This is a genomic window from Staphylococcus sp. 11511212, from assembly GCF_011394755.1.
GTDB lineage: Bacteria > Bacillota > Bacilli > Staphylococcales > Staphylococcaceae > Staphylococcus > Staphylococcus chromogenes.
Window position 1 is genome coordinate 1,071,907 of record NZ_JAANBQ010000003.1, and the last position, 12,322, is coordinate 1,084,228.

15 protein-coding genes and 1 riboswitch are annotated in these 12,322 nt (G+C 37.1%); of the genes, 2 read left to right on the plus strand and 13 right to left on the minus strand.

Going from position 1 to position 12,322, the window contains the following annotated elements:
• Positions 1 to 64: 64 nt before the first annotated feature.
• Positions 65 to 514 carry a GNAT family N-acetyltransferase gene (locus tag G8Y84_RS06640; RefSeq protein WP_165806205.1) on the minus strand — a complete coding sequence of 150 codons (450 nt, stop codon included), beginning with the start codon at positions 512 to 514 and terminating at the stop codon, positions 65 to 67.
• 91 nt (positions 515 to 605) lie between these two features.
• Between G8Y84_RS06640 and G8Y84_RS06645 the strand changes: the two genes are divergently transcribed.
• Complete coding sequence (locus tag G8Y84_RS06645; RefSeq protein WP_103159333.1) at positions 606 to 1,310, plus strand: DUF1129 family protein; 705 nt, start codon at positions 606 to 608, stop codon at positions 1,308 to 1,310.
• A 202-nt stretch (positions 1,311 to 1,512) separates the two neighbouring features.
• Here G8Y84_RS06645 and G8Y84_RS06650 read toward each other — a convergent pair whose 3' ends face one another.
• From G8Y84_RS06650 to G8Y84_RS06695, 10 genes are all read right to left on the minus strand, one after another.
• The gene (locus tag G8Y84_RS06650) at positions 1,513 to 2,001 is read right to left on the minus strand and encodes a DUF456 domain-containing protein (RefSeq protein ID WP_037572658.1); all 489 of its coding nucleotides are present in this window, start codon (positions 1,999 to 2,001) and stop codon (positions 1,513 to 1,515) included.
• A gap of 18 nt (positions 2,002 to 2,019) precedes the next feature.
• On the minus strand, positions 2,020 to 3,222 hold the full coding sequence (locus G8Y84_RS06655; RefSeq protein ID WP_165806206.1) for a sugar efflux transporter: 1,203 nt from the start codon (positions 3,220 to 3,222) through the stop codon (positions 2,020 to 2,022).
• An 18-nt stretch (positions 3,223 to 3,240) separates the two neighbouring features.
• Positions 3,241 to 4,107 (minus strand): LysR family transcriptional regulator, encoded by an 867-nt coding sequence (locus G8Y84_RS06660; protein ID WP_037572662.1) that lies wholly within the window; start codon positions 4,105 to 4,107, stop codon positions 3,241 to 3,243.
• Between the two features lie 87 nt (positions 4,108 to 4,194).
• Entirely contained in the window at positions 4,195 to 4,773 is a 579-nt protein-coding gene (locus G8Y84_RS06665) for a ribonuclease FAU-1 family protein (protein ID WP_069191674.1), read from the minus strand.
• Between the two features lie 216 nt (positions 4,774 to 4,989).
• Positions 4,990 to 5,703 carry a YebC/PmpR family DNA-binding transcriptional regulator gene (locus G8Y84_RS06670; protein WP_105962931.1) on the minus strand — a complete coding sequence of 238 codons (714 nt, stop codon included), beginning with the start codon at positions 5,701 to 5,703 and terminating at the stop codon, positions 4,990 to 4,992.
• 74 nt (positions 5,704 to 5,777) lie between these two features.
• The gene (locus G8Y84_RS06675) at positions 5,778 to 6,776 is read right to left on the minus strand and encodes a HesA/MoeB/ThiF family protein (RefSeq protein ID WP_165806207.1); all 999 of its coding nucleotides are present in this window, start codon (positions 6,774 to 6,776) and stop codon (positions 5,778 to 5,780) included.
• A complete protein-coding gene (locus tag G8Y84_RS06680; RefSeq protein ID WP_165806208.1) occupies positions 6,776 to 7,543 on the minus strand; it encodes a thiazole synthase in 768 nt (255 codons plus the stop codon). The genes G8Y84_RS06675 and G8Y84_RS06680 overlap by 1 nt, the downstream gene beginning before the upstream one ends.
• A 1-nt stretch (position 7,544) precedes the next feature.
• Positions 7,545 to 7,745, minus strand: a complete 201-nt coding sequence (gene thiS, locus G8Y84_RS06685; RefSeq protein WP_037572673.1) for a sulfur carrier protein ThiS — start codon at positions 7,743 to 7,745, stop codon at positions 7,545 to 7,547.
• Positions 7,729 to 8,328 (minus strand): thiamine phosphate synthase, encoded by a 600-nt coding sequence (locus G8Y84_RS06690; protein ID WP_051604941.1) that lies wholly within the window; start codon positions 8,326 to 8,328, stop codon positions 7,729 to 7,731. The genes thiS and G8Y84_RS06690 overlap by 17 nt, the downstream gene beginning before the upstream one ends.
• Before the next feature lie 58 nt (positions 8,329 to 8,386).
• A riboswitch (TPP riboswitch) is annotated at positions 8,387 to 8,495 on the minus strand.
• Between the two features lie 14 nt (positions 8,496 to 8,509).
• Positions 8,510 to 9,145: a Bax inhibitor-1/YccA family protein gene (locus G8Y84_RS06695; protein WP_084275979.1), complete on the minus strand. Its 636-nt coding sequence runs from the start codon at positions 9,143 to 9,145 to the stop codon at positions 8,510 to 8,512.
• Positions 9,146 to 9,426: 281 nt separating this feature from the next.
• On the opposite strand from G8Y84_RS06695, the gene G8Y84_RS06700 reads away from it, so the two are divergent.
• Complete coding sequence (locus tag G8Y84_RS06700) at positions 9,427 to 10,248, plus strand: CHAP domain-containing protein (protein WP_037572675.1); 822 nt, start codon at positions 9,427 to 9,429, stop codon at positions 10,246 to 10,248.
• A 221-nt stretch (positions 10,249 to 10,469) separates the two neighbouring features.
• On the opposite strand, the gene G8Y84_RS06705 is transcribed toward G8Y84_RS06700, so the two are convergent.
• Positions 10,470 to 11,471, minus strand: a complete 1,002-nt coding sequence (locus G8Y84_RS06705) for an inorganic phosphate transporter (RefSeq protein WP_037572676.1) — start codon at positions 11,469 to 11,471, stop codon at positions 10,470 to 10,472.
• 14 nt (positions 11,472 to 11,485) lie between these two features.
• Positions 11,486 to 12,103, minus strand: a complete 618-nt coding sequence (locus G8Y84_RS06710; RefSeq protein ID WP_037572680.1) for a DUF47 domain-containing protein — start codon at positions 12,101 to 12,103, stop codon at positions 11,486 to 11,488.
• Positions 12,104 to 12,322 lie beyond the last annotated feature (219 nt).

Genomic DNA, 12,322 nt, shown 5'->3' on the forward strand with positions numbered 1-12,322 from the left:
ATGTATTCTCTCCAACATTTAATTGCTGTTTCCATTTTATCATGGTTCCTATCCCTACGCATCTTTAGTCTTCCCCTATCGTCTTTTGCATGATAACCTTTTTCACAGTATAGCCTAACTTTTCATTCAGTGCGCGCATAGGTTCATTTTCTTCTAGAACTGTCCCTATAATTTGTCTTGCCTGTTGCTCAGACGCCCATGATTCTACCCGCTGTTTGAGTGAAGTCGCCAGCCCTTTATGACGATACTTAGGCGTGACATAAAGCGATTCTATCGTCACAGTTTTTGTGGCTTTTTCATGATGTGCCCAAATAAATGCCATCACTTGGTCTTGTTCGACTTTGGCTTCTACAAAGTCGTCACTCAAGTCAATCCGTCGTTGTATCATTTCTTCATAAAGGGCACAAGCCATTTTAGACTGGCGTGGCGCAAGAGGGTCATTCTGAAGCATTTGAACATGGATTTGTGCTATTTGTCGAATATATTCTATCTCTGTAGCAACCATTCTTTTCATTTCTTTTACTCCTTTAAGATTGATTTGTGACTTCAAAATCGTCATAATATAATCATCTTAAATTATGCCATAATTTTGTAGGAGGTGTGTGATGAAGTCTGTCGAGCAATTAACACGTGATAACAATGTCAAAGCGTTACGCCTTAACAATACAGATAGACAAATTTTCGAAAGTTATATGACGTATGTCCGCGCCGATATGCGTGTCAATGCCTATGATTCTGAAAAAATGTTACAACAGATTTTGGAGCATTTATTAAAAGCCGAAGATAAAGGCACGCATGCGATGGACTTTTTCAACCACAATCCTAAAAAGCATGCGATACACACCATTAAAACGTTACCCAATCATACGATTATTAATATTTTTAGAACGATTTTGAAACATCTCATCTTACTACTTGGTGTTTTTTGTTTCCTAAAAGGGTTCCTCGGCTTTTTTATTAATGATACTCGTATTTACCTTTACACATTTCCTATTACCTTTCTAATAGGATTGTTTGTCTTATTTTTATTTATTTGGGCTTGTTATAAAATGGTGCAATTACAAGCCTTTAATTATTCAAGATTCTCGTGGTTTTTTGGCTATATTGTCATTATTGCTCTGTTTGTAACATTATTTTTACTCTTTTTCTTCCCTCAAAATTTTTTACAATGGGGGCCTTATATCAATATCGGTAACTGGACCTTTATACTCATTTCTTTTGTGATTGTTCCAATCGGTCTATATTTAAATGATCGTCAAGAAAAACAAAAAAGCACACAAACTGCTTCTTGGCGGTACAAAGGCACTTAAATCATGAATTTTAGGTAACCTATATTTTAGGCTTTTGTTTTAATCGGGTTAAAATTCCAATGAAAATTTCTTTATTAGAGAAAAGTTGTCCGAGGACCTCTTATTGTCTTAATTAAATTGTATTAAAAATAGCCATCAAAATTTATCTGAGAGTAAATTTTGATGGCTTTCTTGTTTAAGAAAGTGACAATTAAAAAATAATTCAGTTGATAAGTAAGGCATCGACAAAAAACCATATCACCATAATTAACATCACAAAAGCTTGGGTGAACGTACTTGAGAAGAAAGCAACTATAGACCCAAAGCTTGCTTTTAACGCTACATCAAATCGTTTTTGCTCTAGCATTTCAACAATAAGTACTAAAATAAAGGGAACAATAACAATTCCAAATGGTGGGAGAATAAATGAGCCAAGAATCACACCGATTAATGCCGCCCATTCTCCTTTTTTGCTTCCTCCGAATCGATTAACAAAATAGCGATTCATTAATAAATCTGAAATGAAAATCAACAATGTTAAAAAAAGCATGCCTAGCCAAAATATCCAAGAGAGGGAAGTATCATCTATCCCCCATTGATAAATGATAAATCCTATCCATAAAAAGAGTACCGCTGGAATCACGGGTTTCAGTAATCCGATAAACGCGATAACAAAAGAGATTAGTACGAGAAGCCATAAAAGCCATATCAACTTTTCAACACATCCTTTCTATTGCATAGTGGGTTTAACGTTTGTTTTCGTTAACAAAATCAGAATAAATCCTAGCGCAAGCGATGATGCTGAAACATAGAATACGTTTCCTAAACCCACCCATTGGCTCATTGCGCCTCCTAATAAATTTCCGAGCAATTGTCCTACAACCATCGCATTCGCAAAAAGCGTAGAGGCATATCCAGGAAATTGAGGTAATATATCTTGGAAATAACTAATGCCAATCCCTAATAATACAGCTAAAAATGCGGCTAAAAATACTTGACCGATGAGCATCATCTTCACGCTATCAAAGATGCCAATACTTCCGAAAAATAAGCAACCACACACAGCAGCTATGGCAAGAAGTGTTTTCGTTTCAATTTTACTTGCGACCATCCCTAAAATAATCATAAACGGCACTTCCAACCCAGCACATAAACTTGCGAGGTGGCCGACATATTTTTCGTCTTCATGAAGGTATTGTGTCACAAATAAAGGCATATTCAATGTGTACATCCATTGGCCAATATGTAATAAAATAAAAGCTAAAAATGGGATAATCAAATACGTATGCTTCAGCATGGAAGGCGCATTTTGTTCCATTTTATGCGTCCCTCGAATAGGTTTTTTGACTTTCGGTTCTTTAAAGAAAAACACTTGAAGGATTAATGTCATTAAAATAATTGCGACTGTCCCGCCAAACAAACCGTCGTAACCCCAAGACTGATTCAAAATATTTCCAACTAACGGTCCAAATAAAAAGCCGAATGAGAACATTGACCGTAGCACAGAGTTGGCAAATACGGCACGACTACTTGATGTTGATTGATTAATGGACTCTCTCGCAGACGCATATAGCTGAGGCATTGCTGGTGCAAATAAACCTTGAAACAGTGCATAAAGCACAATAAAAAGCGTAATATTATTCACAAAAAAAGGTAATGAAAAACTCAGTGCCCCCATGAATAAGGCGATAATAATGATGACTTTTCGATTGATGGTATGGGTATCTGAAAAACGGGCAACAATGGTATTCATGAGAAATTGGCAAATAGCGGCTAATGCCAATAGCAAACCAAACTGGTTGGTCGTCATTCCTAATTTATTTGTTGCAAATAAGACAAAAAACGGCACCGTCACCGCAATCCCCATACCAATGAGCATCATATTGACGATAAAGAGCTTGTAGTTTTTTATATGAAGAAGTTCCCGAAACATATTTTCCTCCGTTCGTGATTATGTTGTAGGTCGGCCTACGTGTTCTTTTAAAATATTAATAAATGAGCTCACTTGTGGGAGCTGTACCATACTCACATCATAACTTAAATAAGTAGAGCGAATTAAAGATTCTTCTTCGATATCGACTTTTACCATTTCAAATTCAGTTTCATCTAAGTCTTTAACCATGATTTCTGGTAAAATCGTAACGCCTACGCCACTTAAAAGTAGCGCTTTACATGTGGCCACTTGGTCAACTTTAATACGTGCATGATAATCTTGAGACATATGATGATGGTACCATGTTTTGATTTGATTAATATAGACCGGATCCGCTTGAAACTCAATAAACGGTAATTTTTGAAGTTCTTCTGCTTTATTTTTAGGATAAATAAAATAATGTTGATCATCCATTAAATGATCATTATGTAAATTCAAAAGTTGGTTCCCGCGAACAATCATTATATGATAATCGTTATGATGGGCTTTAATATGCTCACTCGAACCTACTTGCAATTGGATTTCAACGTTAGGAAATTCAGCGGTATATTTAGAGAGCACTTGAGGTAGCACTGTCTGACCGACTAGAGAGGAACACCCGATGGATAATGTCCCACTCACTGAACCAATATGGGCTTTAATTTTGTCTTGAAACACACGTTCTCGCTTGAGCATTTCCTTCGCATGTTCAATGACCATAGCCCCTTCAATCGTCGTAATCAGTTGTTTTTTTGTCCGTATAAAAATCTCTACACCAAAATGACGCTCAATAGATTTCAAACGTTGCGTGACAGCAGGTTGTGATATATAGAGGCGTTCTGCCGCTTTTCTTAAAGTTCTTGTTTCGTCTAGTGTAATTAACAATCGATAATCATCAATTTTCATGGTCACCCTCCTTATAAATAAAAAAGAAACACTAGACATCGAGTGTCCAGTGTGCAGAAGTCATCACGTAATATTATTCATATGAATTTAAGGTGTGTGATGTTTATCGCTGCGAACTTTTTCTATTTTGTGGTATTTTCGATTTATTTTTCTGTAGCAGTACATCGCTTTGTCGTGAATACTTTCAAAATCTTCATCGATTTGGATCATGAGTTGGTGTGCGATGACATACGCTTCATGATATTGCTTTCGGGTAATTTGTTTGGATTTTAAGGCACGTTCTAAATCATCTTGATCCACAAGTTCATATTTCCCATTCGGCAGAACCAACACATCTAAACATAAATCTACCGTGCGAGCACGCCCTTTTTGTGTTATATTTTTCAAATTAATATCAAAGTAATACTGTAAAGGTTCTCCTTTATCGTTAAACATCACGGTTATACTATAACGTTTTTTTTCGGGTAAAATCTGTAGCCACTGAAAATGATCGTTTGCGACAACCATTTGTTTTCCAACAACAGTCACCTCCAAAGGTTCTTTCACCTTATTCATCGTTATCAAACCGATAATACCTTTAAACTTATTATTATTAACTTTGACTTCGATATAATCCCGATCTATGAGGCGACGCCAGTGACGTTTATCAATGTACTTTACTTTCACAGTCACCAACTCCCTTTTGTTCATTATATATAAAGTTCAGGATGATGTCACTAAAGAAAGGTCTCGGTCGATAGATTACGCCAAGTTTTATTCTTTTCCTTTTAGTCATAAATACCTATTTGAAGTCCTTTAAAGTAAAAAAACTGTCGACAAAGTACATGCCTTTGTCGACAGTGAAAACTGAGGTAACGTCCTGTGAACCTCTTTCGTTATTCATTAAAGTTCCACATTGTGGAAAACGTGTTGCACATCTTCTAAATCTTCTAATACATCAATCAACTTTTCAAAAGTCTCTTGGTCTTCTGCTGATAATTGCACTTCTGTTTGGGGAAGCATTTCAAATTCCGCCACTTCAAATTTGCTCACACCTAAATCTTTGAGCGCTTGTTGAACTGTCGCAAATTGATCTGGTTCAGCATATACAATCGTGAGGTCACCTTCTTCGATGACATCGCGAACATCGATATCCGCTTCCATTAAACCTTCTAATATTGTATCTGCGTCAAATCCTTCAAATGCAAAAGTGGCTGTATGGTCGAACATATAGGCTACAGAACCAGAAACCCCCATATTTCCGCCATTTTTACCGAAAGCTGCACGGACGTCTGAAGCCGTACGATTCACGTTATTGGTTAAGGCATCTACAATGACCATTGAACCACTTGGACCAAAGCCTTCATATCTTAGTGCATCAAAGTTTTCTTCTCCGCCACCTTTAGCTTTATCTATCGCACGATCAATAATGTGGTTCGGTACAGAATATGTTTTCGCACGCTCTAATACAAGTTTCAATGCTTGGTTTGACTCAGGATCAGGTTCTCCAGACTTAGCTGCCACATAAATTTCTTTTCCAAATTTTGCATAAATACGACTCGTATTTTTATCTTTTTGTGCTTTTTTCTCTTTAATGTTGTTCCATTTACGTCCCATTCTTTACATCTCACTTTCGATTGCTAATGAATATTCTTATTATACCGCTTTTAATTTACGATTATCAACTCGCGTTATCGTGAGGTCTCAAAAATGGATTGCGTAAGGTGAGCGGCTTCTTGTTTATCTGTACATCCATAAATCAATAAACGTCCATCTTGAAAAAAGGTCATGGTATATTGTTTAAATTTCAATTGTTTAACAAATGGATTTTGTTGAATGATATGAATGTTCGGCGAAAGGTGACGTTGAAAATCTTTCGCATCAAATCGAATTTGAATAACGCCTCCACACAGGACTTCCATTCGTGTTTTTTTCGCGTGCATTAAGCGCGTAAAATGACGCGCACTACACACAGGACACGTCGGTTCTTTCAACTCTAGAATGGATGTCGTTTTCATAGTGCCTTTATATATATCCACATATTTCATCGTATAAGTAAAAGTCCCTGTCATTAAATAGTGCATTAATTCAGCCACAGCCATACTACTCGCGATATGCACTGCCGGAGGTAAAACACCATGTATGGAACAACTTTCATAAGTTTCAGGGGGCTCTGGCATGAGACACTGCAAGCACGGACCATGCGCATCTATAGGAAACACACTCACTTGGCTACCGATGATTGCACTATAAATATATGGAATATTAAGGTATTGCGTCGCTTCATTCACTAAAAATCGTGTCTCATAATCGTCCAAACCATCTAACACCATATCAGGTTGGGTCTCTTTCATAAGACATAGGATATTTTCAGAAGTCACTTCAACATTTAATGGGATGATATTCACTTCATGATTCATTGCATGTAAACGCATTTTTAACGCGCTTACTTTGGGACGCATCTCTTTAGCATCTTCCTCGATGTAACCACTTTGCCGATGTAAGTTCGAAAAAGTCACTATATCTTTATCAATGAGTGTGAGTTTGCCCACGCCACATCTTGCAAGTTGTTCTGCAATCCCACTCCCTAAAGCCCCTACTCCCACTATAAGGACATGTAGCTGCTGGAGTTTGTTTTGCGTTTTCAAACCAAAAGCCGGGTACTTTATTTGTCTATCATAGCGATTCATTAAAGAAACCCTAACCCTGTGGATGGACTTGATTGGACAGCATTATAACGAATAGGAATACGCCCTGCTTCGTAACTAAGTCTGCCCGCTTCAATGCCTTTTTTCATCGCTTCCGCCATTTTGACAGGGTCTTTAGCACGAGAAACCGCTGAATTTAATAAAATGGCATCTGCACCTAGCTCCATGGCTTCAGCGCAATCTTTCGCAGAACCTATGCCAGCATCAACAATGACAGGCACCTGACTTTTTTCTATTATATAACGCAAATTGAGTGGATTGCTGAGGCCGCGCCCCGTCCCAATTGGAGAGGCTAGTGGCATAATCGCATGGACCCCCAATTGTTCTAAACGTTTAGCTAACACGACATCATCAGAAATATATGGGCAAACGATATAGCCTTTTTTCAACAAAATATCGCATGCTTTATACGTCTCAATCGGATCTGGTAATAACGTATCGTCATCGCCAATCACTTCAACTTTAATCATATCGCATATGCCAGCCTCATTCGCAATCTCTGCAATGCGCACAGCTTCCTCTGCCGATTTAGCGCCCGCGGTATTCGGAAAAGTGATAAATTGCTCTAAATCCACCTCAGCTAAAGGGTTCGGTAATGCTTCATCATATAAACTCATACGTCTTACAGCGAAAGTTAAGACTTCGGTTTCTGAAATACGAATGGCTTTTTTTTGGACTTCAGCATTTTCAAACTTTCCTGTTCCTAAAAATAATCTTGAGTTAAACGTATAATCCGCTATTTTAAACAACTTAACCGCCTCCTACAAATTCTAAAATTTCAATCCGATCATTGTCTGAAAGAGATTGTTTATCCCATAAAGAACGTTTCACTACATGACCGTTTAATTCTACGACCATGCGTTTACTTTCTATACCGAATTGTTGAATGAGATCGAACACCGTTGCTCCTTCATTTAACAGTTGGGATTGCCCATTAATTTCTACATTCACTGCCTTCACCCCCTTTTTCATACCATTGCTGAACAATATACTTAAATTCATCTAAGTTTTGATGAAACGCACTACCAATCATCGCAATCCCCGAAAATTTACTAGGTATCTCTGCAACTGTTGTGTCATTAATACCGCCAATTGCGACGAGAGGAAAATGACAATTTAAAGCTTGTCTGACTTCACTCACCGTCCTTGGGGGCTGATTGTGTTTAGAGGATGTATTGAACAAATGGCCATAAAGTCCAAACTTTGCACCTTGTGCTTTAGCAAATTCAATAGCGCTTTCCGAGTGAACGGACATGCTTACTTCCCACTCTTCTACACGAAATGCAGTTGGCCATTCATATTCGCGAAAATGTATACGTCTAATGCCCAATTGTTCAGCACATTGCACGTTAGAATGGATGATGATTTTTGACTTTGGAAATCCTTTATTTATTAATGTTGTAACCCAAATCTTTAAATCATCAGCTTCAGTAGGTGTCCGTAAGATGACTCCGTCGATATAGGGTTCAATTAGAATTAAACGTTGTTGATGATGACGATGTAATAATTCATATGGTGTGACTGCAATAATCAAATTTTATTCCTCCAATAAAAAAAGCTACTTTTCTAGACATAGAAAAATAGCTTTAATGCATGAATACATGCCACTTTCCTACGCCAGCATTATCTGGATCAGGTCCGGGAATTTTAAAATCACTATTTTAATCTCAGCCATTATTCATGGCACTTCCAGTGGAAACATCAATTATTTAATTTTATCGGCGAACGTAACGTGCAAGATTGAGCACGTAACGGATGATTCTAAATAAGTTTAAGAATAAATTGAAACCCATTTCCCTTGGAGAATAGGCCCCTCTTTTCATTCTATTAAAATCATACAACGTATAAAGTAAAAAAAGCAACAAGCCAACCACAGAAATAAGTGTATGATATATCGGATTATGGATAAACCAACCGACTAAACTCGCGACAATTAATGCGACAAGCGTGACAAACAAATATTTTCCTAAACTAGAGGCATCTTTTATCATAAAGAAACCAATCATTCCAAAAATAATAAATCCGACAATGGCTAAAAGAACATTTTTAAAGAAAACACTCGGTCCTAAATCTTGTAAAGCTACTGTAAAAGCCGCATAAGATAACAGTCCAGAAACGATTGTGTAGATATGTGACATGATGGGCCCACTAAATCGTGCCCTTTGTACAATCATCGTTAAGAGGATTAAAACAAGTAAAACAATAGACAAGGGTTTACGCCATTCAAGCGGCAAAAATTGTCCAAAATACGTGGCAATACCAAATATCACCCAATAATATGTGAAAAATAGCCAAACTTTTCCGTATTGAAATGGATGCTTCGACACCGATGGTCTTGTTTGAGCTGACAATACAATCCCCCCTTTTTGTTTCAAATTTACTATTTTATGCTAAAACAGTCTCACTATTATTACAACCATTTTAATATTTTGTCTATCTTAAAATAGGGTATAGGTCTAAAGTCCTATTGTGTCACCAGTTGCAAATGCTCATTAAACTGAATTTTGTTTTTTACAACATTACACATTTGTAACAAGTCACATATCACCCCTCATTTTTGATACCATGTAAGAGAATCTTAAATACGTATCAAATTTATGAGAAACAAATTATGAAATAAGGGGGCAATACCTTGAAAAAATTTGCTTTTGCACTTACATTCACTTCTGGAGCAGCGGCATTACTCGTTCATCAGGATGCGGAGGCATCAACACAACATACGGTACAATCTGGTGAATCTATTTGGTCTATCGCACAACAATATGGTGTTTCAGTAGATCAACTTACTCAAGACAATAACTTATCAAACCACATTATCTTTCCAGGTCAAGTATTGACGATTGGGTCAAGCAATGAGAATAATAGTCAAAATACAACAGCGCCTCAATTATCACAAGGTCAAACGCATACTGTACGTGCCGGTGAATCTTTGGATATTATCGCTGCGCAATATGGCGTAACGGCACAAGACATCATGAATGCAAACCAACTTAATGGTTACCTTATTTTCCCTAACCAAACATTGACTATCCCTGGAGGGTCAGGTGGTAATAGCACAACAATTTCTGGATCACCAAGTGGAACAACAACTCCAGATAGCGGCTATACATCACCAACATTTAATCATCAAAACTTATATGACTGGGGTCAATGTACATGGCATGTCTTCAACAAACGTGCAGAAGCGGGACAACCTATCAGTACATATTGGTGGAATGCAGATCATTGGGCAGCAAACGCTGCGGCTGACGGTTATACGGTCGACCACAATCCTACGGTCGGTTCAATCATGCAAAATTATGAAGGCCCTGTGGGACATGTCGCATACGTTGAACAAGTGAACCCAGATGGTAGTATTTTAATTTCTGAAATGAATTATAATACACCTCCTGGTACTCCGGATTATCGTACAATCCCTGCATCAATCGCATCATCTTACAATTATATTCATTAATTACATTTATTTTCTTCATTCACTGTTGAAGTATTTTAAATTGAAATAACGAGTGAGGTGTGGTCCTCACTCGTTATTTATGTTGATGAACAATGTGGAAAATCAATATCATAAAAGAAAATGTTATAAATGAAGGCTCTTCCCCTTCAATCCCCTTTGCCGGGTGTTTTTGACATAGAGAAAGGACAGGTGCTCTTATACCACCTGTCCTTTATTAATATTTATAAAAAGAGATTCAAGATAAGAAAAAATATAGCTGCAATCACAGCGGTAATAGGCAACGTGATGACCCATGTGACAATCATACGTTTCGCTGTATTCCAATGTACACCTTTAATACGGTTAGCTGAACCCACACCTAAAATAGATGAAGATACAACGTGTGTCGTTGAAAGTGGGAAATGTAAATAAGATGCTGTGAAAATCGTTAAGGCTGAAGCTAAATCAGCCGCCGCACCATTAGCAGGACGAATTTTCATGATATTCCCACCTACTGTTTTAATAATGCGCCATCCTCCGACAGCGGTACCAATACCCATCGCAGCCGCACAAGAAATTTTCACCCATAACGCAGGTTCAACATTCGTTTGGAGATTGGCCACGATTAAAGCCATCGTGATAATCCCCATAGACTTTTGGGCATCGTTTGTCCCATGTGAAAACGATTGTAATGCTGCTGTGAAAATCTGGAAGAAACGGAAATTTTGATTTGTCCGTGCCAAATTTGCGTTTTTAAATACTTTTTTAACAATCGAATAGATAATAAAACCTACAATAAATGCAATCACAGGTGAGAGTAAAAGCACTAAAACAATTTTAGTGAAACCTTGAAAATGTAAAACACTGAATGAGCCCGCAGATGCAACCGCTGAACCTGCAATCGCTCCAATTAATGCATGAGATGATGAACTTGGAATACCAAAATACCAAGTCACAAGGTTCCATACAATGGCTGCTAAAATGGCTGCTAATACTACCACTAAACCATTTTTAATTGTAAATGGATCGACGATATCTTTCGTAATTGTCGTTGCAACACCTGTAAATGTTAATGCTCCAATAAAGTTCATGATTGCTGCTAATAAAATCGCGTGTCTTGGTGCTAACGCACGTGTAGAAACAGCAGTGGCTACTGCATTTGCAGTATCGTGAAATCCATTAATAAAATCAAACACTAATGAAAAGATAATAATAGCCACCGTTATCAGCACTAAAAATTCCATAAGATTGATACTCCTTAGCTATTTTTCATAATAATTGTTTCAAAATTATTTGCTACTGTTTGACAACGGTCAGCAATATTTTCTAAGCTCTCATAGATGTCTTTAATTTTAATTAATGTCACTGGATCTGTTTCACTGTTGAAAATATGTTTAATCGATTGACGTAAAATACCGTCACAGTTTGTTTCATATTCTTTGATATTAATTGAATGTACGCGCATGTGAGATAGTTTTTTCTCAGTCATTAAGCCAATCGCTAGCTTCATTTCACCGATTGCTTTTTGGATATTGTCTACGAATTCAGCCATATACTCATCTGTATATTCGATAGAATACATTTCGAACATTGCTGATGTCTCCTCCATCGCATCTAAGACATCATCAATGGCATTACATAAAGACATAATATCTTCACGTTCAATAGGAGTGATAAACGTTTGGTTTAAGTCTGTAATGACTTGATGCATTAAATCGTCTCCATGAGATTCATACGTTTTGATATTATCTGCATATGTACGTAAATCTAAATGCGAGTTGAAATCCATTTTGCCGAATTCTTCTGCAGCACGGTCAAGGTTATAAATCATATCCTCTAGGCGCTCCATAAACTTATCCTTCTTTTTTCTAATCATTTGAAATCCTCCGTTCAACTGTCGTCCTATCCCTTTTGTAAAATCTTCGTTGATTTAATTATAAATCAATGTTAATTCTTTGTTAACTCATTTGAGAAAGCCAATGCTTTCCAAATGGGCAAAACTTTGAAATTAATTGAGATTATAAGTTTTCACTCAAATTTCATAATCCTATTTGAAAATAGCATAAATCTTACACTAGCTCAATTAAATTTACAA

What these genes read in the sequence shown, in the direction of transcription:
- G8Y84_RS06645 (WP_103159333.1), top strand. Translation starts at nt 606, where the DNA reads ATGAAGTCTGTCGAGCAATTAACACGTGATAACAATGTCAAAGCGTTA.
- G8Y84_RS06660 (WP_037572662.1), bottom strand. Translation starts at nt 4,107, where the DNA reads ATGAAAATTGATGATTATCGATTGTTAATTACACTAGACGAAACAAGA.
- G8Y84_RS06705 (WP_037572676.1), bottom strand. Translation starts at nt 11,471, where the DNA reads ATGGAATTTTTAGTGCTGATAACGGTGGCTATTATTATCTTTTCATTA.
- G8Y84_RS06655 (WP_165806206.1), bottom strand. Translation starts at nt 3,222, where the DNA reads ATGTTTCGGGAACTTCTTCATATAAAAAACTACAAGCTCTTTATCGTC.
- G8Y84_RS06670 (WP_105962931.1), bottom strand. Translation starts at nt 5,703, where the DNA reads ATGGGACGTAAATGGAACAACATTAAAGAGAAAAAAGCACAAAAAGAT.
- G8Y84_RS06640 (WP_165806205.1), bottom strand. Translation starts at nt 514, where the DNA reads ATGAAAAGAATGGTTGCTACAGAGATAGAATATATTCGACAAATAGCA.
- G8Y84_RS06675 (WP_165806207.1), bottom strand. Translation starts at nt 6,776, where the DNA reads ATGAATCGCTATGATAGACAAATAAAGTACCCGGCTTTTGGTTTGAAA.
- G8Y84_RS06710 (WP_037572680.1), bottom strand. Translation starts at nt 12,103, where the DNA reads ATGATTAGAAAAAAGAAGGATAAGTTTATGGAGCGCCTAGAGGATATG.